The 22529-nt window shown below is 65.4% G+C and carries 22 protein-coding genes; 9 read left to right on the top strand and 13 right to left on the bottom strand.

What is annotated here, in order from left to right:
* Window positions 1–8 precede the first annotated feature (8 nt).
* Together ACZ60G_RS32560 and ACZ60G_RS32555 are read right to left on the bottom strand one after the other, a co-directional pair.
* Entirely contained in the window at window positions 9–1310 is a 1302-nt protein-coding gene (locus tag ACZ60G_RS32560) for an NtaA/DmoA family FMN-dependent monooxygenase (RefSeq protein ID WP_465815064.1), read from the bottom strand.
* A gap of 64 nt (window positions 1311–1374) precedes the next feature.
* Entirely contained in the window at window positions 1375–1983 is a 609-nt protein-coding gene (locus ACZ60G_RS32555) for a TetR/AcrR family transcriptional regulator (RefSeq protein ID WP_465815062.1), read from the bottom strand.
* 160 nt (window positions 1984–2143) lie between these two features.
* Between ACZ60G_RS32555 and ACZ60G_RS32550 the strand changes: the two genes are divergently transcribed.
* Window positions 2144–3859 carry an FAD-dependent monooxygenase gene (locus ACZ60G_RS32550; RefSeq protein WP_465815060.1) on the top strand — a complete coding sequence of 572 codons (1716 nt, stop codon included), beginning with the start codon at window positions 2144–2146 and terminating at the stop codon, window positions 3857–3859.
* Between the two features lie 3 nt (window positions 3860–3862).
* On the opposite strand, the gene ACZ60G_RS32545 is transcribed toward ACZ60G_RS32550, so the two are convergent.
* From ACZ60G_RS32545 to ACZ60G_RS32530, 4 genes are all read right to left on the bottom strand, one after another.
* On the bottom strand, window positions 3863–4573 hold the full coding sequence (locus tag ACZ60G_RS32545; protein WP_465815216.1) for an ABC transporter permease: 711 nt from the start codon (window positions 4571–4573) through the stop codon (window positions 3863–3865).
* 77 nt (window positions 4574–4650) lie between these two features.
* Window positions 4651–5628, bottom strand: coding sequence for an aliphatic sulfonate ABC transporter substrate-binding protein (locus ACZ60G_RS32540; protein ID WP_465815059.1), 978 nt, complete (start codon window positions 5626–5628; stop codon window positions 4651–4653).
* On the bottom strand, window positions 5628–6419 hold the full coding sequence (locus tag ACZ60G_RS32535; protein WP_465815057.1) for an ABC transporter ATP-binding protein: 792 nt from the start codon (window positions 6417–6419) through the stop codon (window positions 5628–5630). The genes ACZ60G_RS32540 and ACZ60G_RS32535 overlap by 1 nt, the downstream gene beginning before the upstream one ends.
* 5 nt (window positions 6420–6424) lie before the next feature.
* Entirely contained in the window at window positions 6425–7735 is a 1311-nt protein-coding gene (locus ACZ60G_RS32530; RefSeq protein ID WP_387290212.1) for a bifunctional o-acetylhomoserine/o-acetylserine sulfhydrylase, read from the bottom strand.
* 146 nt (window positions 7736–7881) lie between these two features.
* Here ACZ60G_RS32530 and ACZ60G_RS32525 point away from each other — a divergent pair, with 146 nt between their 5' ends.
* Window positions 7882–8517 carry a TetR/AcrR family transcriptional regulator gene (locus ACZ60G_RS32525; protein ID WP_465815055.1) on the top strand — a complete coding sequence of 212 codons (636 nt, stop codon included), beginning with the start codon at window positions 7882–7884 and terminating at the stop codon, window positions 8515–8517.
* Here ACZ60G_RS32525 and ACZ60G_RS32520 read toward each other — a convergent pair whose 3' ends face one another.
* From ACZ60G_RS32520 to ACZ60G_RS32490, 7 genes are all read right to left on the bottom strand, one after another.
* A complete protein-coding gene (locus tag ACZ60G_RS32520; protein WP_465815053.1) occupies window positions 8518–9555 on the bottom strand; it encodes an amidohydrolase family protein in 1038 nt (345 codons plus the stop codon). It abuts the gene before it with no gap.
* A 134-nt stretch (window positions 9556–9689) separates the two neighbouring features.
* Entirely contained in the window at window positions 9690–10727 is a 1038-nt protein-coding gene (gene dmpG / locus ACZ60G_RS32515) for a 4-hydroxy-2-oxovalerate aldolase (protein ID WP_465815215.1), read from the bottom strand.
* Window positions 10728–10753: 26 nt separating this feature from the next.
* Entirely contained in the window at window positions 10754–11710 is a 957-nt protein-coding gene (locus tag ACZ60G_RS32510) for an acetaldehyde dehydrogenase (acetylating) (RefSeq protein ID WP_465815051.1), read from the bottom strand.
* Entirely contained in the window at window positions 11707–12522 is an 816-nt protein-coding gene (locus ACZ60G_RS32505; RefSeq protein ID WP_465815049.1) for a 2-keto-4-pentenoate hydratase, read from the bottom strand. The genes ACZ60G_RS32510 and ACZ60G_RS32505 overlap by 4 nt, the downstream gene beginning before the upstream one ends.
* The gene (mhpA, locus tag ACZ60G_RS32500) at window positions 12519–14252 is read right to left on the bottom strand and encodes a bifunctional 3-(3-hydroxy-phenyl)propionate/3-hydroxycinnamic acid hydroxylase MhpA (RefSeq protein WP_465815047.1); all 1734 of its coding nucleotides are present in this window, start codon (window positions 14250–14252) and stop codon (window positions 12519–12521) included. The genes ACZ60G_RS32505 and mhpA overlap by 4 nt, the downstream gene beginning before the upstream one ends.
* Window positions 14249–15277 carry a VOC family protein gene (locus tag ACZ60G_RS32495; protein WP_465815045.1) on the bottom strand — a complete coding sequence of 343 codons (1029 nt, stop codon included), beginning with the start codon at window positions 15275–15277 and terminating at the stop codon, window positions 14249–14251. The genes mhpA and ACZ60G_RS32495 overlap by 4 nt, the downstream gene beginning before the upstream one ends.
* A gap of 2 nt (window positions 15278–15279) precedes the next feature.
* On the bottom strand, window positions 15280–16134 hold the full coding sequence (locus ACZ60G_RS32490) for an alpha/beta fold hydrolase (protein ID WP_465815214.1): 855 nt from the start codon (window positions 16132–16134) through the stop codon (window positions 15280–15282).
* Window positions 16135–16417: 283 nt separating this feature from the next.
* On the opposite strand from ACZ60G_RS32490, the gene ACZ60G_RS32485 reads away from it, so the two are divergent.
* From ACZ60G_RS32485 to pcaG, 7 genes are all read left to right on the top strand, one after another.
* Entirely contained in the window at window positions 16418–16996 is a 579-nt protein-coding gene (locus tag ACZ60G_RS32485; protein WP_465815043.1) for a DUF2267 domain-containing protein, read from the top strand.
* A 123-nt stretch (window positions 16997–17119) separates the two neighbouring features.
* Entirely contained in the window at window positions 17120–17614 is a 495-nt protein-coding gene (locus tag ACZ60G_RS32480; protein WP_465815041.1) for a YbhB/YbcL family Raf kinase inhibitor-like protein, read from the top strand.
* A 798-nt stretch (window positions 17615–18412) separates the two neighbouring features.
* A complete protein-coding gene (locus tag ACZ60G_RS32475) occupies window positions 18413–19234 on the top strand; it encodes a CoA transferase subunit A (RefSeq protein ID WP_465815039.1) in 822 nt (273 codons plus the stop codon).
* Window positions 19231–20013, top strand: coding sequence for a CoA-transferase subunit beta (locus ACZ60G_RS32470; protein ID WP_465815037.1), 783 nt, complete (start codon window positions 19231–19233; stop codon window positions 20011–20013). Before ACZ60G_RS32475 ends, ACZ60G_RS32470 begins: the two co-directional genes overlap by 4 nt.
* Window positions 20010–21191, top strand: coding sequence for a thiolase family protein (locus ACZ60G_RS32465; protein ID WP_465815036.1), 1182 nt, complete (start codon window positions 20010–20012; stop codon window positions 21189–21191). Before ACZ60G_RS32470 ends, ACZ60G_RS32465 begins: the two co-directional genes overlap by 4 nt.
* Window positions 21188–21910 carry a protocatechuate 3,4-dioxygenase subunit beta gene (gene pcaH, locus ACZ60G_RS32460; RefSeq protein WP_465815034.1) on the top strand — a complete coding sequence of 241 codons (723 nt, stop codon included), beginning with the start codon at window positions 21188–21190 and terminating at the stop codon, window positions 21908–21910. The genes ACZ60G_RS32465 and pcaH overlap by 4 nt, the downstream gene beginning before the upstream one ends.
* Window positions 21903–22448, top strand: coding sequence for a protocatechuate 3,4-dioxygenase subunit alpha (gene pcaG / locus ACZ60G_RS32455; RefSeq protein ID WP_465815032.1), 546 nt, complete (start codon window positions 21903–21905; stop codon window positions 22446–22448). Before pcaH ends, pcaG begins: the two co-directional genes overlap by 8 nt.
* Window positions 22449–22529: the final 81 nt, after the last annotated feature.

The raw sequence follows: 22529 nt of genomic DNA, 5'->3' as shown, positions 1-22529 counted from the left end.
AGCCGAAATCACACCGTGCGCTCGGGTAGCGGGGGCAGTTCCAGGTTCTCGCGGAAAGTGCCACCGACGTAGTCGTTTCCGACGATTCCCCGGCGGCGCAATTCGGGCAGAAGTCCATTGGTGACAAAGTCCCGAGTTCGGGCATCGGCCAGACCGCCCAGCGAAATGACATCGAGAACGCCTGCGCGATAACGCTCTTCGACAGCATCAGCCAGTTGTTCCGGCGTACCGGCAGCCGCCCAGTGCCCGGTATCTTTCGCCGCGACGATCAGCTCACGCAGCGTGCGACCCGATGCTGCCAGCTTGCTGAAGATCTCTACCCGCCCGCGACGCCGATTCACCGAATTCAGCTCGGGCAGCAGTGTTTCCGGGATAGGCCGATCCAGCGGCAGCTCCGAAAGATCGATTCCGCCGCCGAACATATCCGCCAATTGGATTCGGCCCGCATCGAAGTCGGTCGCTTCGGCCGCCTCGCGGACCAACCGGCGCGCCTCCGCCTCCGTCGCTCCATAGGTCGTATGGAATGAACTCATAATCAGCGGCAAGCCTTGTGCGCGACCGAGTTCCGTCGCACGGGCGCGAATCGTCTTGGTATAGGTCACCGCATCTTCGAGGGTCGGCAGCGAGGTGAAGACCACCTCGGCGAATCGGGCGCCGAGCTCGATACCGCCCGCCGATTGACCGGCCTGGAATTGGACCGGGCGACGCTGCGGCAACGGCGGGATATTGAGCGGACCCCGCACCGTGAAGTATTGCCCCGCATACTCGATCGGGCGCACCTTGGTCGCGTCGAGGACCGCGCCGCCGCTTCCGTCGGGGGTCAGCGCGCCCGGTTCCCAGCTGTCGAACAGCGCGTTGACGACCTCGAGTGATTCGGTCGCCCGCGCATACCGCTGCTCCGGGCTCGGTAAATCTCGAGCGCCGTAGTTCTCCTCACCCACCGAGGATGTGACGACATTCCAAGCGGCGCGGCCGTTGCTCACATGGTCGAGCGTTCCGAACAGCCGGGCGAGATTGTAGGGGTGGTGGAAGGTGCTGGTCACGGTGGCGATCAAGCCAACGTGCGAGGTCACCGCGCTCAGTGCGGACAGGAAGATCAGCGGCTCCTGCGCGCCGATCGCTCCCTGCGCGCCGAAGCTCAGCAGGTCGGCGGCGAACAGGGCGTCGAACTTATTGGCCTCGGCGATCTTCGCGATCTCGATCGAGGACGCGACCGTCGATTCATGCGGATCGATCGCGGCCGCATAGACGCTCACCGCGCCGCTGACTCCGGTGACTGTTTTCAACGCCCGACGTCGTGCAGAGCTCATTTGCTCGAGACAACCGTATTCCACTCCCGCAGAACAGGTTTGCGATCAGCTCGAATGGAATCGGTCAGAGTTCGGGAAGATCGGGCAGTGGCGCGGCGACTATCTGACGCGCCTCCTCTCGCGGCACCCCCAACGCGCACAGCACCAGTTCGGCCGCACCGGCACCCGCATCGCGCCAGGCCTGATGCCCTTCGAGCACCATCCACATCGCACTGACCACCGAACCCGTGACCATCGCGGCCACGCTCAGCGCCATCCCCGGCGAGACGGTGTAGCGGCCGCTCTCGATGCCCTTCTCGATATCGCGCATCGGCGGACCGACGAGCACCTCGCGCAGGGATTCGTCGGTCATACCGAACCGGACCAGGAAGCGTCCCATCGCTGGATTCTCATGGGCCCGGCGCACCAGCAAGCGAATGCCGGTGGCCATCCGCAGCGGCGGATCGATATCGCCGTGGGCGTCCATGACCCGGGCGTTCGCGTCGTGGATATCGAAAGCGAGTTGCGCCCGCACCCGGTCGAAGAGCTGCTCGATGGATTCGACATTGCGATACAGCGTGCCGCGGGCGACGCCGGCCTCGGTGGCCAGCTCGCTGATCGTCAGATCCGCGCTGCCCCGCGCAGCGAACAGCCGCATCGCAGCCGCATTGATCCGCTTCTCGGTCGCATTCACCCGGCATCTCCTTCCTGGAGTTCCACCCCAATGTACGAGCACGTTTCGAATGAGTCAAAAGTGACCTAAATAGATCATCATTGACATGAATTGAACAGAAGTGTTCAATGTGGTGCGTGGCACATCGGAGTGACTGGAAAGATCCGGAAAGGACGGCGCGATGACCCCCGCCGAAACAACCTCGGTACTGGTGGTCGGGGCCGGTCCGGTAGGTCTGACGCTTGCGCTCGAACTGGATCGCCACGGTGTCGACACCGTCGTCGTGGAACGCAATGCCACGAGCACCAGGCATCCGAAAATGGACATCACCAATGGCCGCAGCATGGAGCTGTACCGGCGGCTGGGTGTCGCCGACGAACTGCGCAAGGTCGCGATTCCGGACGACTCCAGAACCCGGGTCACCTGGGTCACCAATGCGGTCGGCTGGGAGCTGGCGCGCTTCGAATATCCCAGCGTCGCCGAACAATTCCGGCTCATCCGCGAGCGCAATGACGGCACCCTCCCGCTGGAACCCGCCATGCGTGTATCCCAGGTGATCCTCGAACCAGCTCTTCGCGAACAGCTCGACACCCGAGCCAACCCACACGTCCACTACGGCTGGGCGCTGGACAGTTTCACCGAGGACGCCGACGGTGTCACCGTGCGTCTGTTGTCCGGGGAGACCGGGCAATCGCGCACCGTCCGCGCGCAATATCTCGTGGGCTGCGACGGCGCAGGCAGCCGCACCCGCAGGCAACTCGGTATCGGACTCGACGAGATCGATCTCCGCAAACTCCTCGTCAAAGAACTCGGCCCGGGACGAACCGTCAAGAGTTCGATCCGCGCATTCCGCGCCACCGGGCAGCGCCCCATGGACGGCCGGTTCTACCTCGTGCACTTCACCACCACTGATACCGAGATCCGCACTCGCTTCGGCACCGTCTGGCACTTCCAGTCCCCCGAAGGCTGGACCGTCATCTCGCAGAACGACCGCGACACCTTCACCCTGCAGGCGCCCCTCGGCATCGTCACCGACGCCGACACGATCGACCCGCGGGAGTTCGTCTTCGAACGACTCGGCCGACGCTTCGATATCGAGATCCTGGTCGCCAATTTCTGGACCCCGCGCCTGACCGTCGCCGATTCCTTCGGACGCGGCCGCATCTGGCTCGCCGGCGATGCCGTCCACCAAGTCGTGCCCACCGGGGGCTACGGCATGAATACCGGCGTCGGTGACGCGGTAGGACTCGGGTGGGTCCTCGCCGCACAGTTGCACGGCTGGGGCGGCCCCGGCCTGCTCACGGCCTACGAGCACGAGCGCCGCGCCGTAGCGCTGCGCAACCGCGCGGCCTCGGCCAGGCACAGCGCGGTCCGCGGCGCCATAATGACCAGCGACTGGACCGCCATGCACAGCGAACGCTGGTTCGCCGAACGCACCCGGCGCGAACTCGGCCGCGAGATCAGCGACCTGGGCAACCTGGAGAACGAAGCCCTCGGCATCGAACTCGACTACCGCTACGACGACTCCCCCATCGTCTGCCGAGATCCCGAGGGGCACGCGCCGCCGCAGCGGATGGACGAATACGTACCGAGCACTTGGCCCGGCACCAGGCCGCCGAGTGTGTACCTCGCGGACGACCGCGCGATCTTCGACCTGCTCGGCCGCGGCTTCACCCTGCTGCGCTTCGCCGAACACGATGTCACCGGACTCGTGGACGCCGCAGCTGAGCGCGGCGTTCCCCTCGACGTGGTCGATATCCGCGACGACCACGCCCGTGCGCTCTACGAACGCGACCTCGTGCTGATCCGTCCCGACCAACACGTAGCGTGGCGCGGCAACGCCGCCCCGACCGACCCGCTTTCCATCGTCGACCGCATCCGCGGCGCGCACGCCTGACTTTCAGAACCGGCTGTCGATCAATTTCGTTTCCGCGATGGCGAATACGGTGTCGCTGATCTTGCCGAGCAAGGCCAGCAGCACGATGGCCAGCAGCATGATGTCGGTGCGGCCGCTGTTCTGGCTGTCGATCAGCAGGAATCCGAGTCCCTTCGACGAGGCGATCAGCTCGGCCGCTACCAGGAACAGCCAGCCGTTCGCCAGACCGAGTCGCAGACCGTTGACGACCGCCGGTGCGACCGCGGGCAATTGGATCGAGAACAACAGCGCGGCCCGACGGAGGCCATAGGCCCGGCCGAGTTCGGTCAGGTGTGGATCGACCTGTGCCAGAGCCGAAGCCGTCGTCGTATAGATCGGGAAGAACGCACCGATGGCCACCAGCACGATCTTGGGTTCCTCGCCGATACCGAGCCACAACAGCAGCAGCGGCACCCACGCCAGCGACGGCACCGTGCGGAACAATCCGACGGTCGGCACCAGCAGCACGCGGGCGATATCGAACAGCCCGACGACCGCGCCGAGCACCAGTGCGATGAGTGCGCCGCTGGCGAATCCGAGCAGCACCCGCTGGATGCTGATCGCCAGATGGCTCCACAGTTCGTCGCGCTGTAGCAATTCCCGCAGTGCGGCAAGCACATCCGCGGGCGGCGCGAGCTGACTCGACGAATACAGTCCGGCCGAGGTCACCCCCTGCCACAGCGACAGCAGCAGCACGGGCACGACCAGTCCGAGCGCTACCCGGTCCCAACGGATCCGGCGCACGGCACGCGCCGCCGCGGTCTGGGTCACCGTCACCGAATGGCCTGCTGTGCGAATTTCGGCTCGAAGAGTCCACCGAGTGCGGTCTCGGCGGCTTCCTTCGACCGCACGTCACCGTCGGCCACGATGATCGGCACGATCGGGGTGAGCACCGCCCGCTGGGCCTCACCCGGCACCGGATCGACCTTCAGCACGGTGCGCTCGAGCGTTTCCTCGGCGACATCGAGGGAGGTCTTCGACTCCGTCGCCAGCAGCTGCGCGAGTTCGTTCGGATGATCCAGCGCCCAAACCCGAGCCTGCTCATAGGCATTGACCACGGCCTGGACCCGATCCGGATGCTGTGCGATGAAATCCGCGCGGGCATTGAGCACACCATAGGTCTGGAAGTTGGCGTTGCGGTACAGCAATCGCGAACCCTGCTCCTGACGGGTCTGTGCCATATAGGGATCCAAACCCGCCCATGCGTCGACATCGCCGCGTTCGAGTGCGGTCTTGCCATCGGCGTGCTGCAGGTTGGTCACTTCCACGTCCCTGGCGGTGAGACCGGCCGTCTGAAGTGCTTGCAGCAGTGTGAAGTAGGCGTCGGTGCCCTTCGTCGCCGCGATCTTCTTCCCCTTCAACTCGGCCACCGAGGTGATGGGTGAATCCTTCGCGACGACCAGCGCGGTCCATTCCGGCTTGCTGTAGACCGAAATGCTTTGCAGCGGTGTGCCATTGGCCTTCGCCAGCAGCGCCGCCGAACCCGCGGTCGAATTCACGTCGATCGCATCGGCGCGCAGGCTTTCATTGGCCTTATTACTGCCCGCGGAGAACACCCAGGTCACCTTGGCGCCGGACTTCTCCAGCAGGTGCTGGTCCCGGATGACCAGGCTCAGCGGGTTGTAGTAGGCGTAGTCCAGCCGCACCTCATCCGCACCCGCCGCACCAGACTTTTCGCCCTCCGCGCAACCCGAAAGCAGCGTCACCACCGTTGCCGCGACGGCTGCCAGGACGAGTGTCGGTGGTCTCATCAGAGTGTCTCCTTGACGGTGGCGCGGCGCGGAACGCCGAGTCGTTCGAGTAGGTCGAGCCGCAGTGCGGCCAACCGTGGGTCGGTATCGTCACGGGGCCGGTCGGCGGATACCTCCAAGGCCGCACCGATTGTGAAACCCGTTTCACCACTGACGGTTTCGAGTACCACAACGCGGTCGGCCAGGCGCAGCGCCTCGTCTACATCATGGGTGACGAGTACGACCGTGATGCCCGCGGCGCGCTGCACCTCATCGAGCAGGTCCTGCATCCGCAGCCTGGTCAGCGCATCCAGCGCCGCGAACGGCTCGTCCAGCAGCAGCACGCCCGGATGGCGAACCAGCGCACGGGCCAATGCCGTTCGCTGCGCCATGCCCCCGGACACCTGTCGCGGCCGATGTCCCTCGAATCCGGCCAGGCCGACGATCTCCAGTCCACGCCGCACCTCGGCCTCGCCTTCGGCCCGCGAGATGGTCGGTGGCAGACCCAATGCGACGTTGCCCGCGAGGTTGCGCCACGGCAGCAACCGCGGCTCCTGGAAAACCACAGCGCAGCGCGGGTCGATGCCACGCATGGGCCGACCGTCCAGCACGACTTCGCCCTCGGTCGGCTCATCCAACCCGGCGATGACCCGCAGCAGTGTCGATTTACCACTGCCGGACGGACCGACCAGCGCGATCACCTCACCCGGCGCGATCTGCAATTCGATATCGCGCAGGACGGTATGGGTGCCGAAACTGCGGCCGAGGCCGCGCAATGCGACCCCGGCGGCACGACTGGCAGTGGGTGACACGTCGACTACTGAGCGGCGGCGAATCCGCCGCGGAGATCGGCGAGGATGTCATCGATCCCCTCGATGCCGACCGCGAGACGGACCAGACCCGGCGTGACACCGGCCGCCAACTGCTCTTCCGGAGTCAGCTGGGAGTGGGTGGTCGAGGCCGGATGGATTACCAGCGAACGCACATCGCCGATATTGGCGACGTGGCTGTGTAGCGTGAGCGCCTCGACGAAACGCTTACCCGCATCGACCCCACCGGCCAATTCGAAGCCGATCACCGCGCCGACGCCCTTGGGCGCGAGGGTGCGCCCGCGTTCGTACCACGGGGAGGACGGCAGCCCGGCGTAGGACACCGAGGTCACCTCCGGACGGGCCGCGAGGAAGTCCGCCACCGCCTTCGCGTTCTGCACATGCCGTTCGATCCGCAGACTCAGCGTCTCCAGACCCTGGCTGATCAGGAAGGCGTTGAACGGTGAGACGGCCGAGCCGAGATCGCGCAGCAGTTGCACCCTGGCCTTGAGGGCATAGGCGGGAGCGCCGAGGTCGGCGTACACCACGCCGTGGTAGCTCGGGTCCGGCGTGGTGAAGCCGGGGAACCGGCCGCCGGTCCAATCGAAGGTGCCGCCGTCGACGATCACGCCCGCGATGGCCGCACCGTGGCCGCCCAGATATTTGGTCGCCGAATGCACCACGATATCGGCGCCGTGGGCGAGCGGCTGGATCAGATACGGCGTCGCGACGGTGTTGTCGAGGATCAGCGGAACGCCTGCGGCATGGGCGATTTCGGCGATGCCGGGAATGTCGAAGATGTGGTTCTGCGGGTTGGAGATCGTTTCGCCGTACACCGCCTTGGTATTCGGCCGGATCGCCGCGCGCCACTGGTCCAGATCGTCCGGATCGTCGACGAAGCTGACCTCGATGCCCAGTTTCGGCAGCGAGTAGCGGAACAGGTTGTAGGTGCCGCCGTAGAGCCGCGGGCTGGACACGATGTGATCGCCCGCACCGGCGATATTCAGGATCGCGAAGGTCTCCGCGGCCTGTCCGGAGGCCAGCAGCAGCGCCGCGACACCGCCCTCCAACGCGGCGATGCGCTGTTCCACGGCGTCCTGGGTCGGGTTCATGATGCGGGTGTAGATATTGCCCGGCTCGGCGAGACCGAACAGCGCCGCAGCGTGCGCGGTATCCCGGAACGTGTAGGAAGTGGTCTGGTAGATCGGCAGGGCGCGGGCATTGGTCGTGCCGTCCGGCGCCTGTCCGACGTGGATCTGCTTGGTTTCGAAGCTCCAGTCGGCGCTCGGGTCGGCCTGGGTCTGGTCGCTGGTGGTCACATCAACGGACACTAAGAAGCGCCTGCCTGGGCGTCGATAGTTACATTCAGCCGGAACCGAATCCGAGCCCCGAAAACCATGGCCGGAATCGACTCTGATCCTTTTATCAGATACGATTTCGATAACGGAAACGACGGGAAGAGGACATGGTGACAGGTGTGGTGGGCAACCGCATCGACAGGCGGCGCGAGCGGACGCGCAATGCGCTGATCGGGGCGGCGCGGAAGTTCCTGTCGGAGGGGCGATCCGCGGTCAGCATCCAGGAGATCACCGATGCCGCCGATGTCGGATTCGGCTCGTTCTACAACCACTTCCAGTCCAAGGAGCAGTTGTTCGACGAGGCCGTGCGGTCGGTGCTGCAGATCTACAGCGAGATGCGCGACGAGATCGTCGCCATGTACGACGATCCCGCCGAGGTATTCGCGGTGAGCTTCCGGATGACCGGGCGGCTGCAGCGTCAGATCCCGGAGGGCGTGCGGGTGATCCTGAATTCCGGTACGTCGGTGCTGCTGCGCGACGAGGGCTTGGGCCCACGAGCGCGCCGCGACATCATATCCGCCCAGGAGGCGGGCCGGTTCGAACCGATGGACCCGGATGTGGCGCTGATGGCCTCGGGCGGGGCACTGCTGGGACTGCTGCAACTATTGGACACCCGGCCCGAGGCCGATGCCGGGGCGCTCATCGACGAGTTGACCCTGCGTGTGCTGCGGATGTTCGGTATGAACAAGCGCGCGGCACAGAAGCTGGTATCCAGCGAATTGCCGCCGCAGCCCCAGCTGTGATCAGCCGTTGACCGCTGCGGCAAGTCGCGGCAGTTGCCGCAGCGGATTGTGGTGTTCGACCTGCATGCGCTGATCTGCATCGAAGATCTCGCTGAGCCCGGGTGCGGGATCGTGCGAACCGCTCTGCGGGAGCGTTAGCGCGCTGAAGGGCCAGTCGGAGCCGAAGACGATGTGATCACGGTTCGTCACGGCGAGCACCCCGGCCATGGCGGCGGGCGAACCACTGAGCGCGGTGTCGTAGTAGAACCGCGAGATCTGGTTCTTCATATCAAGCACCGACGGTTTCGGCAGGTCTTGCGGCCACAGCTCGCCCAGCACCGTTTGCGACGCGACGCTGATGCGCCAGGACAGGAACGGCACGGTGCCGCCCGCGTGCGCAAGCTGGAAGCGAATGTTGGGATAGCGCTGGGTCATTCCGGTGACCATCATCATGGTCGCCGCCCGCGTGGTGTCGAAAGTGAACTCCTCCAGGAAGTCCGGCAGCGGCAGCTTCGGCTTGGCAGCATCCGGAATGGCGGCCGGATGCACGAAGACGTAGGCATTGCGCTGGTTCAACGCGATCATCAGCGGTTCGAAGCGCGGATCACCCAGGTAGACACCGTCATAGGCCGACAGCAGGATCACACCGTCGAGGTGCAGTTCGTCCAGCGCGTAGATCGCCTCGGTGATCGAGGCCGCGATATCGGGCATCGGCAGCACGGCGAAAGCGCCGAACCGCGTGGGATCGGACCGGAACAAACCAGCGGCATATGTATTGCAGTAGCGAGCCATATCGCTGGCCTCTTTACCGGCCAGGAACGACACCCCCGGATCCGATACCGACAGTGCCTGCGCCTGGATGCCGTAGTAGTCCATGAAGGCCACCGCCGCATCCGGCGACCATTGCGGCGTCGGGTAGCCGCCGATCGTGAGGTGACCGTGATCGAGCAGTGCGGCACGGTAATCCGGCGGCAGGAAGTGCGCGTGCAGGTCGATGCGGTAGGTGCCCGACGGCGCAGGCTGTTGGGCGCGGGCGGGGGCCGCCTGGGCATTCGGCATCGACGCCACCGCGGCCGCACCGAGCGTGCCGGCAACAACGCTACCGAGAGCGCGCCGACGACTGACCGCAGGCGGGGCCTCTACACGAGGACCGTTCACAGAGCTTCGCCTTTCGTGTTCGTGACAGTCCTTCGTCATTCCGCCACGGCGGCCAAGTCGAGTGCGATATCGACGATCATGTCTTCCTGCCCGCCGATCAGGCCACGGCGTCCAGCCTCGGTCAATAGCGTGCGGACATCGATTCCGTATGTAGCGGAGGCCTTTTCGGCGTGACGCAGGAAGCTCGAGTACACGCCCGCGTAGCCGAGGGTCAGCGTTTCCCGGTCCACCTGCACCGGTCGCTCCATCAGCGGTCGGATCAGATCGTCGGCGGCATCGGTGAGCCGATTCAGGTCGGCACTATGCTTCCAGCCTTCGAGATCGGCGACCGCGACGAATGCCTCGATCGGTGTATTGCCCGCCCCCGCGCCGAGCCCGGCCAGCGAGGCGTCGACGCGGGTCACGCCCTCCTCGACAGCGACGACACTATTGGCGACCGACAGCGACAGATTCTGATGCGCGTGGATACCGATCTCGGTGTTCTCGTCCAGCACGGCCCGGTAGGCGCGGACCCGCTTGCGGACCCCGTCCATGGTGAGTCGCCCGCCCGAGTCGGTGACGTAAACACATTGTGCACCATAGGCTTCCATGAGCTTGGCCTGTGCGGCGAGCCCGGCGGGGGTGTTCATGTGGCTCATCATCAGGAAGCCCGAGACGTCCATGCCGAGTTCGCGGGCGAAGGAGATGTGCTGGGCGGAGATATCGGCCTCGGTGCAGTGGGTGGCCACCCGCACCGAACGCACACCGAGGTCGTAGGCGCGGCGCAGGTCCTCGATGCTGCCGATACCAGGCAGCAACAGGGTGGTCAGCCGGGCGTTCGTCAGCGCGTTCGCGGCGGCTTCCAGCCATTCCCAATCCGTATGGCTGCCTGGACCGTAGGTGAGACTGCCACCGTGCAGACCGTCGCCGTGGGCGACCTCCACCGCATCCACACCGGCCGCGTCCAGGGCCGCGGCCACGGCGGCAACAGCGTCGGGGGTGATGCGGTGGCGCAGCGCGTGCATGCCGTCGCGCAGCGTCACATCTTGCAGGAAGACTTCGGGCCCACCCGCCACCCGGCCACCACCCCTCATCGAATCGCTTTGCGATGCTGCATTCATTACACATTCTCCGTGGTCATGGCCGAAAGTGACGCTGCGGCAAGGTGTTCGGCGACGCGCAGCGCGGCCGAGGTCATGATGTCGAGATTTCCGGCGTAGGACGGCAGATAGTGCGCCGCGCCTTCGACTTCGAGGAATACCGACACCTGATGCGTCACAGCGGCATCGCCGACCAGCGTGCGCAGTGCCGCGTCCGGGGCCACCGGCGTGATCTGAATATCCTGTTTGAGCCGGTAACCGGGCACATAGGCGGCGACCTCCGCGACCATCGCCAGAATCGATTCCCGCACGGCCGCATCGTGTTCGGACTCGGGATCGTTGATCAGCGCGAGCACGGTGTCGCGCATGATCAGCGGCGGCTCGGCCGGATTGAGGATGATGATCGCCCGGCCGCGAGTAGCGCCGCCGACCGCCTCGATCGCCTGCGCAGTCGTCTCGGTGAACTCGTCGATATTGGCGCGGGTTCCGGGCCCGGCGGATTTGGATGCGATCGAGGCCACGATCTCCGCGTAGGGCACAGCGGTGACCCGCGAGATCGCCCCGACGATCGGAATGGTGGCCTGGCCACCACAGGTCACCATGTTCACATTGGCGGCGTCCAGGTGCTGGTCCAGGTTGACCGCGGGCACGACAAAGGGGCCGATCGCGGCCGGGGTCAGGTCGATCAGGCGTTTCCCGTGCGGCTCCAGCGCGGTGGCATTGGCGCGGTGCGCTCCGGCGGAGGTGGCGTCGAAAACGATATCGATCTCGTCGAAACCCGGCATGCCGGTCAGTCCGCTGACACCGCGCGCGGTGGTGGGCACGCCCAGCCTGTCGGCACGGGCCAGTCCGTCGGAGTCCGGATCGATACCGACCATGGCGGCCATCTCGAGGGTTTCCGACAGCCGGAGCACCTTGAACATCAAGTCGGTACCGATATTGCCCGAGCCGATGACGGCGACCTTAGTGCGGCTCATGATTCCTCCAGCGTGAAGTCGACGGCACCGAGTGTGGTTGTGCCGCTGAATAGTTCGGACCGAACGCGGGCACCCGGGCGCAAAGGGGCCATCGGCCCGAGCGCACCGGAGAGCACGATCTCACCGGCGCGCAGTGGCGCACCGAAGTCGCGGGCGGTGCGGGCCAGCCAGGCCAGCGCGTTGAGCGGATCACCCAAACAGGCCGAACCCGTTCCAGCGGAAACGATTTTGCCATCGATCGCCATATGCATCGTGATCTCGCGCGGTTCGAACTCGGCCATGGAAAGCTGCTCGGTACCGAGGACGAACCAGCCGCTGGAGGCGTTATCGGCCACGGTGTCGGCGAAACTGATATCCCAGTCGGCGATGCGACTGTCGACGATCTCCAATGCGGCCACCGCGTAGTCCACCGCCCCGCGCACGCTGATCGCATCCAACTGCTCGTCGTCGAGGTCGGCACGCAGCACGAAGGCCAGTTCGGCCTCGATCTTCGGCTGCAATAGCGGTGGCCGTTGCGCCGCAAGGGTTTCGGTGACGTTCATATCCTCGAACAGCACACCGAAGTCGGGCTGATTCACCCCGAGCTGGCGCTGTACCGCCGGTGAGGTGAGCCCGATCTTGCGTCCGACCAGCCTGGCACCGGCGGCCAAGCGTTCCTGGATACCGATGCGCTGCACCGCATACGCCAGATCGACATCATCGGGGCCGATGAGATCACGCACCGGGGCGATCGGCGTTCCAGTCGTTGTGGCGATGGAAAGCCGTTCGGCCGCGGCACGCACCGCCGGGGAATCGGTCACGGTTGAAGTCATCGAGCCTCCTCGAGGTGGCGGTTCTGGACCGAATCCGATTGCGGCGGTGCCGGAACCGTCCCGGTGAGCTGCTGCATGAGTTCGGCTATCAAGGCACCGCCACGACGGGCAGCGGCGGTCCCGAAGACGAACTTGTCCGGGCGCAGCAGCACCAGGCCGCCGGTCCCGACACACGCCTTTGCGAACCAGCGGGTCAGGGCGCCGGTGTGGTCTTCGATGTCGGCGTAGTCGTCGCCGGTGGCCCGACCATCGCCCGGCTCCCCCTGCGGTCGCCCACCGAGCGGATACACGGTGACGAAACGAGCGCCCCAGGCCCGCAACCTCGCCAGGTCGTCGGCGCCGAGCACAGCACGCGGATCGACACCGTTGCCGACGACCGCGAATCCGAGGCCGAGCACATCGTCGAAACGCCGATGCCGTCCGTCGTAGGTCCGTACGTCCGGTTGCGGGGCGAGCGTGCCTTCCACACCGCGCAGCCCACGCCGGGGTAGACCCAGGTAGGCGCCGCGACGGAAGCGTGGTGCCGGTTTCATCTTCGCGGCGCGAATCCAGCCGCCCAGCCCGGGCACCCGGAGCGCGGTGGTGAGTGCGATATCCCGGGCCGCCGCGACCAGCTTGTTGTCGAAAGAGACGATGTTCTTGTTCAGTACCGAAAAATCGATCATCGCCTTGGCGTGCGGTCGCCGTTCGGACTGGTAGCTGTCCAGTATCCGCAGGTCCGCACCCTGTTCGAGGACGGCGGTGAGCTTCCACGACAGGTTGTCGGCATCGCGCACCCCGGAGTTCATGCCCTGCCCGACGAACTGCGGCGTCATATGCGCGGCGTCACCGGCAATGAGGACCCGCCCGTCCCGCCACCGGTCGGCAAGCACGGCATTGAAGGTGTAGACCAGCTTGCGCAACACTTCGACCTCGTCCGGATCGACGAAGCGCGCGATGTTTCGGCGGACGGTCTCCGGATCTTCCATCTCCTCTTTGGTCTGCGAATCGGTCAGCATGAACTCGAAGCGGTGATGCCCATTCGGTTGGGGGCAGGACACGATCGGCATTGCCGGATCGCAGACGAAGTTGAAGTACGGCAGATGCCGGAAGGCATCGATACCGTCCTCGGCCTTCAGGTCCACCACGAGCCAACGCTCGGGAAAGCTGGTCCCGCTCATATCGATACCGAGTTTCGTGCGCACCACACTGCGCCCGCCGTCACAGCCGACCAGGAATTTCGCGCGTACCCGCTCGCCTGTCCGAAGGTCGGTATCCGGCGGGCGGTTGCCATATCCAGTACCCCGGCATTCGGCATGTTCGACGCTCACTCCGGATTCGTCCTGGTCGAAATCGACGACCTCGCGGCCACGGCGGACGGTGACATGCGGATAGCTGCCGAGGGCACTTTCGAGGGTGTTCTCGAGGTAGGGCTGGTACAGGAAGTTGACCACCGGCCACCCCAGCGGACGGTCGATCTGATAGAACTGCACCAGCACCCGGCCATCGCCGCGCACCCACTGCACGGTGGAGTCCACATTCATATCGGACGCGAGTTCGTCTGCGGCACCGGCGGTTTGGAAGATGCGCATGCCTTCGTCATCGGTGTAGACCGCACGCGCGAGTCCGTAGTACTCCGGTTCCCGTTCCAGCACGAGCACGCGCACGCCGCGCCGTCCCAGTAGGTTGGCCAGCGTCAGGCCGGTCGGACCGAGGCCGACGACCACCACGTCGTAGTCGGGGGTATTCATTGTGAAAGTCCTTCTGCCAGTTGCGTAACGGTGACCTCCGATTTGGTGGAGGTCCGCAGGGCCTGGCGGAATTGGGCGAATTTGTCCAGTACCGTCTCCCCGACCGGGGTGTGGCCCCAGATGGTGATGCCTTGGTATGTCGTCGGTTCCCAGGTGGATTCGAGTTCCGGACCGATCACGATCGGGTTCCAGCCGATTTCGAGTTCGAAGCCGGACGGAGTCATGCAGTAGTACGACAGTTCCCGGTCGTTGGTGTGCTGCCCGACCGACCACTGTATGCGGAAGCCGAGATCGGTGACGCGCTCAAAGGAGGCAAGCATGTCGTCCAAGGTCGCCGATTGAATATTGACGTGCTGCACGCTGGTTCGAATAGGGTCGATCTTGATGCCACGGAAATTGGCGATGGCGATCGAATGGTGTCGCTCGTTGACCCGCAGGAACCGGATCTTCATCTTCAGCCCGGAGATGTTCTCATCGATGTAGTCGCTCAGTCGGGAGTCGAAAACCGTTTGGTAGTAGCCAAGCATCGCTTCCGGTTCGCGCGAAATGATCGCGACATGACCCAATCCGGCCTCCCCCGTCACCCATCCGGAACTGAGCATCCGCAGCGGTTCCGGTGTGGTTATCGGGGTGGTAAAGATTTCCTGGACAAGGCCTTTCGGGCCGGGGAAGCGCCATAGTCGCTCCACACCACGCAGCGCGGCCTCTTCCGGGGTGCCCTCGACGATCGGAACACCGCGATCGGTCACCCGGGCGACGATGCGGTCGAAGGTATCGTGGTCGTCGATATGCCAGCCCAATGCTGTGACATCCTCGGCCGAACCACGCTCGACGAGGCACCGACAGGCGCGATCGTCCAGACGAAAGCGCAGCACGTCACGGTCGACCTCGTCCACGTGCATGCCGATCGCCTCGGCACCGAAGCGGCGCCAATCGGTCAGCCGATTCGATTGCACCACAATGTATCCCAGGTGCACCGAGCCGAATACCGAGGCATCGGTGTTGGGACGCAGAAACCCGCGCATGGCTACACCTCTAGAAATGCGGTGCCCAGCGCGTTGAACAGCTCGGCGCGTTCCCACTGCACCCAGTGCCCGGTATTGGCCGCCATATACAGGTCGCAGTTCGGCATCGCATCGGCCAGGAACCGACCGCCTTCGGGCCGGTTGACCTTGTCCGCGGCACCCCAGATCACCAAGGTGGGATGAGCGACGTCCCGCAGCCGCGAATCCCGGCTGAGATCCATCCGCCACAATGTGCGCAAGCCGAAAGGAATCGACGGCCGGCGCAGCGGCGGATGCGCCGCCACCTCCGGGTCGATGCTGGCCTGGAAGCGCAGCTCGATCAGGTCGTCGGACACCGCAGCGCCGTCGAACACCAGGTATTCACGGATGAACCGGGTGATCTTCTCCCGGCTCGGACCGCTGCCCTGGTAGTAGTTCAACAGCTCCTGCAGACCCTTGGTCGGCAGCGCGCGCGAGGAGCCGATACCGCCGGGCCCCATCAGGATCATTCGGCCCACCTTTTCCGGCCGGTCCATCGCCAACCGCAGCGCCGTAGCTCCACCTAAGGAGTTGCCGATCATATGCGCCGAGTCCAAGCCGAGTTCGTCCAGCAGACCACCGATCCCGAGCGCGATGTCGCCGAACGGGTCGGACTGATCGACAACCTTCGAGGAACGCCCGTAGCCCGGCATATCCGGCACGATCACGCGGAACCGCTGCGCCAACGCCTCGATATTGCGCGAATAGTTCGATAGCCCGGTCGCCCCCGGTCCGCCACCGTGCAACAGCACCACCGCGGGACCGGACCCGGCCTCGCTGAAGAAGATCTCACGCTCGCCGACCCGGACCGTTCGCCCGACGTCGACACCCTTGTCGATGGTTGCCACAGTTACCTCCACGATCGTTGTTGATGAAATCATCAGTCACGATCATACCCTCTGTCAAGCGAAAAATGATGAAACCGTCAGAATGGTGCACATCCAGATTTGACGAGATATTTCAGCAATGATGAAATCGTCATCTGAAGGTCATCACGCCACGGCGCTGCCCGATCTGGCGCGGAGGCCGACCGGATAGGCGTGAGCTGCGGTTATGACACATATGACGGGTTCGATCGGCCTACCCTGGGAAGTGGATTCACGAGACCGAAGGGAAGGCGAAATGAACCGCGGAGGTGACCCATTCGCCCACACCGAACAGACAGCGCGAATCTGGCTCGACACCGTTATGGAGTGCCTGGGGACCAGTGATCGCCGTTACGCATACCGCGTGCTCCGCGCGTGGTTGCATACGGTGCGTGACCGTCTGACGGTGGATGCGGCAGCGCATCTCGGCGCGCAGCTCCCGGAGCTGTTGCGCGGCATTTACTACGAGGGCTGGCGTCCGAGTGACGTTCCGAAACGCTACGACCAATCCGAATTCGTCAAGCTCTTCGCCGCGGAGGCCACGATCTCCGACGGCGATGTGCCGTTTACGGTGACCTGTTTGAGCGCGGCGCTGCGGGACCGGTTCTCGCCGGGCACGCTGGAGCACGCCCTCGAACAACTGCCACCCGCACTGCGCGAGCTCCTGTTGTCCGCCGAAACGGCCCCACCCAAGACGGCCAGGCACGGCACTGCCGACCGGTTGGATCGACTGGAACGGTCGGTCGAATCACTCTCGGATACGCTCGCGCGCATCGATCAGCGGCTGGCCGGTATGTCATCGGATCAGACCGGTAAGTACGAGGCCGTCTATTAGCCACGGTTTAACAAGTAGTCCGGCGGTAACCCGCACATTGACGCTGCTCGGCGAGTACGAGATCAGCGCGAACCTCTGTGATTCCGAGGCAACTTTCGAACCATCGATCGACCGGAGGAAACTATGGCCAATCCCACCAGCCAGCGATCCGACGTGCAACGGACGCCGGCCCGCGCGGACCTGCACAGTGCCGCGTTCACCGACCACGCGACGATTCCGGACCGCTACTCCTATGACGGCGGAAACGCTGTCCCGCCGCTCGAATGGAGTGGCATCCCCGACGACGCCGAAGAGCTCGTCCTGTTGTGTGAGGACGAGGACGCACCGGGCGGGCCGTTCACCCACTGGCTGATGACCGGCATCGCGCCGAACGCGACCAGTGTCCGGGCGGACGCGCCGCCGCCCATGGCCGTCGTAGGTCCCAATGACTTCGGTGAAATCGGCTGGAGCGGTCCGCGACCGCCGGTCGGCGACCAGCCGCACCGGTACTTCTTCCGCCTCTACGCCCTGGACCAAAAGCCCGGATTCACCAAGGAAACCACGGCCGACGTGGTCCGGTCCGCCATCACGGACCACGTCATCGCGAGCGGCACCCTGGTCGGCCTCTTCGCCGCCTGATCCACCCGCACCGCGCACTCCTACGCCGCGATCGCCTCGGCGCGCAGGCGCGAGTAGTCCTCGCGTGACAGCGGGACGAGGCGACGAGTTCCTGCCGCGCCCGCTCGGCCTGGAATGCGGGAGTTTCGTCCGCCCGGCGCGGATCAGATAACCGGCGAACACCACAATGACGCTGAGCAGGAACGGAATTCGCCAATCCCACGTTTGGAACGCGTCATCGGGCGACAGCGCCGACATCAGCAAAAACGCTGCGGCAGTATAGATTTGACCGGCCTGCACCCCTTGCAGCGCGAAGCCGGCGAAGAATCCGCGTCGCCCGAACGGTACGTGCTCCACGATCATGGCACGTTCTTGCGGCCGTGCCGGTCACTCCAGTGACCGAGCACGAATGCGCCCAGCGGCCGGGCGACATAGCCGACGCCGAAGGTGGCCGTTGTCCTCGACCGTGCCATCGATCGATATATGGGACTTGAGTCGCCATCGGATTCGGCTTACGATGTTCGCATAACAACCAAATGTACGTATTGCGCACAAAGGGGCTATGAGAGCGGCTCCCTTGGTTGCGCCGGAACGGATCACGGTCGCGGAGTTGCCGGACCCGGTCTGCGGGCGTGCTGACGTCCAGGTGCGCATGCTCGGCTTCGGCCTGTGAGGTTCGGATCCGTCCGTCTGCCACGGCCATCGGCAGGTTCCCGAGCTGCGGCTCGACACTGGCGGTACCGCGGTGCTCATCGGGATCGATGCCGAACCGCTGGATTCGGCTCGGCCGCGTTTCCACGATTTCGAATGAGGAGTGATATGGCCAGGATTACCTCCTTGGCAGCTGCGGTCGGCGAACTCGTCCGCGACGGCGATACGGTCGCGCTGGAGGGGTTCACACATCTGATCCCGGTGGCCGCCGGGCAAGAGATCATCCGCCAGCGCAAGCGGGATCTGACGCTGGTGCGGATGACACCGGACATCGTCTACGACCAGCTGATCGGGGCCGGTTGCGCACGCAAGCTGATCTTTTCCTGGGGCGGCAATCCGGGCGCCGGCTCGCTGCATCGGTTCCGCGACGCGGTACAGCATGCCTGGCCCACGACGTTGGATATCGAGGAACACAGCCACGCCGGTATGGCGAATCGCTATGTGGCGGGGGCGTCCGGATTGCCGTTCGCCGTGCTGCGCGGATACGTCGGCACCGATCTGCCGACGGTCACCGACACCATCAAACCGATCACCTGCCCGTTCACCGGTGAGCAGCTGACCGCGGTTCCGGCGATCAATCCCGATGTCACGGTCATCCACGCCCAGCGCGCCGATCGGGCCGGAAATGTGCAGCTGTGGGGGCTGCTCGGGGTGCAGAAGGAGGCGGTGCTCGCCGCGCGCCGCAGCCTGGTCACGGTCGAGGAGATCGTCGACGAACTGACCCCGGTGCCCGGCGCGATCGTGCTGCCCGCGTGGGCGGTGACCGCCGTCGCGGAGGTGCCCGGGGGCGCGCACCCGTCTTACGCCCAGGGCTATTCCGAACGCGACAACGCCTACTACAAGACCTGGGACGCGATCAGCCGAGACCGCGACCACTTCACCCGCTGGCTCGACGAAAACGTGTACACCGCCACCACGGAGACAGTATGACCATCGCCGAAACCCGCACCACCACAATGGAAACGGCATACACCGCCGACGAGATGATGACAATCGCCGCCGCCAGGGCACTCGGTGCGGGTAAACGGTGCTTCGTCGGGATCGGGTTGCCGTCGACGGCCGCCAATCTCGCACGCAATACCCACGCGCCCGATCTGGTCCTCATCTACGAATCCGGAACGTTGGGTTCGAAGCCGGATCGGCTGCCCGCTTCCATCGGTGACGGTGTGCTGGCCGAGACCGCCGACGCCGTGATCAGCGTGCCGGAGATATTCAATTACTGGCTGCAGCCGGGGCGGATCGATATCGGGTTCCTCGGGGCCGCGCAGCTCGACAAGTACGGCAATATCAACACCACCGTCATCGGCGATGATTACAACCATCCGAAGGTCCGCCTGCCGGGAGCCGGTGGCGCGCCCGAGATCGCCGCCTCCTGTGGCGAGGTGTTCGTCGTCGTGCGCCAGTCGCGCCGGTCCTTCGTCGACAAAGTCGACTTCATCACCTCGTTCGGGCACGGTCGCGGCGCCGGCGAGCGCGCGGAACTCGGCCTGCGCGGCGCGGGCCCGACCCTGGTGATCACCGACCTCGGGGTGATGCGGCCCGACGACACCGGCGAGCTGATCCTCGTCGCGCTGCATCCGGGCGTGACCGTCGAGCAGGTCCGCGATGCCACCGGCTGGCAACTGCGGATCGCGCCGGATCTCGAAATCGGCGAGCCACCGACCGCCATGGAACTCACCACCCTGCGAGCACTGAAAGCCGCCTCATGACCAGCGCATTTCTCTACGACGGTATTCGCACCCCGTTCGGCAGGTACGGCGGTGCGCTGAGCGGCATCCGGCCCGATGACCTCGCCGCCTCGGCGCTGCGTTCGCTCGCGGAGCGCAACGATCTGGACCCCGCGACGGTGGACGAGGTCGTCTTCGGGGCGGCGAACCAGGCGGGCGAGGATAATCGCAATGTGGCACGCATGGCAGCGCTGCTGGCGGATTGGCCGACCTCGGTACCCGGCACGACCGTGAACCGGCTGTGCGGGTCGAGTATGGACGCCGCGATGCAGGCCGCCCGGATGATCGAAACCGGCGATGCGGCAACGGTTGTCGTCGGCGGCGTCGAATCGATGAGCCGCGCGCCCATGGTTATGCCCAAGCCCGCCAAGGGATTTCCCGTCGGCAACGAAACACTGCATTCCACCACATTGGGCTGGCGGCTGGTGAATCCGGCAATGCCCGCGCAGTGGACGGTGTCCTTGGGTGAGAGCACCGAAATCCTCGCGGGCCGTTACGGAATCGAGCGCGCGGCGCAGGACGAATTCGCCGCGCGCAGCCATCAGCTCGCCGCCAAGGCCTGGGACAACGGCTTCTACGACGATCATGTCGTCGCCGTCCCAGGCACCGAACTGGCTCGCGACGAGTCGCTGCGGGCGGAAACGACCGTCGATCGGTTGGCGGGCTTGAAACCGTCGTTCCGGCCGGAAGGCACCGTCACCGCCGGAAATGCCTCACCGCTGAACGACGGCGCCTCCGCCCTGCTGCTCGGTGACGAAGCCCTGGCCGATCGGCTCGGCCGCGCACCCTTGGCGCGGATCGCGGGACGCGGCGCGGCCGGGGTCGATCCGGATGTGTTCGGTATCGGTCCGGTCGAAGCGGCGCGCATCGCCCTGCGGCGCGCGGGAATCGGCTGGGGCGATCTCGGCGTCGTCGAATTGAACGAGGCCTTCGCCGCGCAATCGCTTGCCTGCCTTGCCGATTGGCCGGAGGTGGATCCCGGCATCGTCAATGTCAACGGTGGCGCGATCGCGATCGGCCATCCGCTCGGGGCTTCGGGCGGACGCGTCATCAACCAACTCGCCCGCGAAATGCGGCGTAGCGGCAGCCGGTGGGGACTAGCCGCATTGTGTATCGGCGTCGGTCAGGGGCTGGCCGTTGTTCTGGAGGCGACATCATGAAAACCCACGCGCTGCAAAGCTATAGAAAGGATCCGGCAGGCACCCACCCGCCGCTGGACTCCCCGGACTACAAGTCCACCGCCCTTCGGCATCCGAAAGAGCCGCTGGTCCTGCTGCCGCAGCGGCTGACCGAACTCACCGCTCCGGTGCTCGGCGCGGACCGGCTCGCCGAGACCGATAACGACCTGACCGCGCAGCACCGCGCGGAACCGCTCGGACAGCGCATCATCGTGCACGGCCGACTGCTCGACGGTGACGGCAAGCCGATCCCGAACTCGCTGATCGAGATCTGGCAGGCCAATGCCGGCGGCCGGTACCGGCACGACCGGGGCGCGTGGGGCTGTCCGCTGGATCCCAACTTCGACGGCGCCGGGCGCACCCTCACCGACGGCGCGGGTCGCTACGAGTTCACCACGATCAAGCCCGGTGCCTATCCGTGGCGCAACCACCACAATGCCTGGCGGCCCGCGCACATCCACTTCTCGCTGTTCGGGCGCGCCTTCACCCAGCGACTGGTCACCCAGATGTATTTTCCGGACGATCCGTTGTTCGCCCAGGACCCCATCTTCAACTCGGTGCCCGAGGCCGCTCGCCCACTGCTGATCAGCCGCTTCGATCTCGACCGCAGCGAACCCGAGCGGGCGCTGGCCTTCGAGTTCGACATCGTATTGCGTGGCCGCGACGCCACGCCTTTCGAGGACGACGAGGACGATGACTAATCTGCCCACCACGCCTTCGCAGACCGTCGGCCCCTACCTGCACATCGGACTGACGTGGGACGACGGCCCGTACGCCGTACCGCTGGGGACACCCGAGGCCGTGTGGATTCGCGGCCGGGTGCTCGACGCCGTCGGCGAGCCGATCGATGACGCCATGGTCGAGATCTGGCAGGCCGACCCGGACGGGCATATCGCGCATCCCGACGATGGTCGCGGTGTCCGCGAAGACTTCCGCGGATTCGCACGCAGCGACACCCGAACGGGCGAATTCGCTGTCTACACCGTCGTTCCCGGCGCGCTCGGTGATGGGCAGGCCCCGCATATCGACGTCTCGGTGTTCGCCCGTGGTCTGCTGCATCGCGTGGTCACCCGCATCTACTTCCCCGAGCACGCCGATCAGCACACGATCGATCCGGTGCTGGCCGCGGTGCCGCCGGAACGTCGTGGCACGTTGATCGCCGCCGACGGTCCCGATGGCTATGTTTTCGACGTGTACCTCCAAGGTGAGCGCGAGACGGTGTTCTTCGATTTTCAATGAAGATGTCAACGTTTCAAGATCATTGCGACCGCCTGGTGTCAGGCGGCAGTAGCGGCCGGTTCGGGTGGTGCAGGTGTGTAG

Source organism: Nocardia sp. NPDC102475 (assembly GCF_055584605.1).
The sequence above is the reverse complement of the archived record's forward strand: the minus strand, read 5'-3'. Positions and strand labels throughout refer to the sequence as shown.

Coding starts and splice junctions, on each gene's coding strand:
- mhpA (WP_465815047.1), bottom strand. CDS start 14,252: ATGAATACCCCCGACTACGACGTGGTGGTCGTCGGCCTCGGTCCGACC.
- ACZ60G_RS32510 (WP_465815051.1), bottom strand. CDS start 11,710: ATGAGCCGCACTAAGGTCGCCGTCATCGGCTCGGGCAATATCGGTACC.
- ACZ60G_RS32505 (WP_465815049.1), bottom strand. CDS start 12,522: ATGACTTCAACCGTGACCGATTCCCCGGCGGTGCGTGCCGCGGCCGAA.
- ACZ60G_RS32485 (WP_465815043.1), top strand. CDS start 16,418: ATGAACCGCGGAGGTGACCCATTCGCCCACACCGAACAGACAGCGCGA.
- ACZ60G_RS32525 (WP_465815055.1), top strand. CDS start 7,882: ATGGTGACAGGTGTGGTGGGCAACCGCATCGACAGGCGGCGCGAGCGG.
- ACZ60G_RS32495 (WP_465815045.1), bottom strand. CDS start 15,277: ATGCGCGGGTTTCTGCGTCCCAACACCGATGCCTCGGTATTCGGCTCG.
- ACZ60G_RS32470 (WP_465815037.1), top strand. CDS start 19,231: ATGACCATCGCCGAAACCCGCACCACCACAATGGAAACGGCATACACC.
- pcaG (WP_465815032.1), top strand. CDS start 21,903: ATGACTAATCTGCCCACCACGCCTTCGCAGACCGTCGGCCCCTACCTG.
- ACZ60G_RS32475 (WP_465815039.1), top strand. CDS start 18,413: ATGGCCAGGATTACCTCCTTGGCAGCTGCGGTCGGCGAACTCGTCCGC.
- ACZ60G_RS32550 (WP_465815060.1), top strand. CDS start 2,144: ATGACCCCCGCCGAAACAACCTCGGTACTGGTGGTCGGGGCCGGTCCG.
- ACZ60G_RS32520 (WP_465815053.1), bottom strand. CDS start 9,555: ATGCCGAATGCCCAGGCGGCCCCCGCCCGCGCCCAACAGCCTGCGCCG.
- ACZ60G_RS32560 (WP_465815064.1), bottom strand. CDS start 1,310: ATGAGCTCTGCACGACGTCGGGCGTTGAAAACAGTCACCGGAGTCAGC.
- ACZ60G_RS32480 (WP_465815041.1), top strand. CDS start 17,120: ATGGCCAATCCCACCAGCCAGCGATCCGACGTGCAACGGACGCCGGCC.
- dmpG (WP_465815215.1), bottom strand. CDS start 10,727: ATGAGGGGTGGTGGCCGGGTGGCGGGTGGGCCCGAAGTCTTCCTGCAA.
- ACZ60G_RS32465 (WP_465815036.1), top strand. CDS start 20,010: ATGACCAGCGCATTTCTCTACGACGGTATTCGCACCCCGTTCGGCAGG.
- ACZ60G_RS32540 (WP_465815059.1), bottom strand. CDS start 5,628: ATGAGACCACCGACACTCGTCCTGGCAGCCGTCGCGGCAACGGTGGTG.
- pcaH (WP_465815034.1), top strand. CDS start 21,188: ATGAAAACCCACGCGCTGCAAAGCTATAGAAAGGATCCGGCAGGCACC.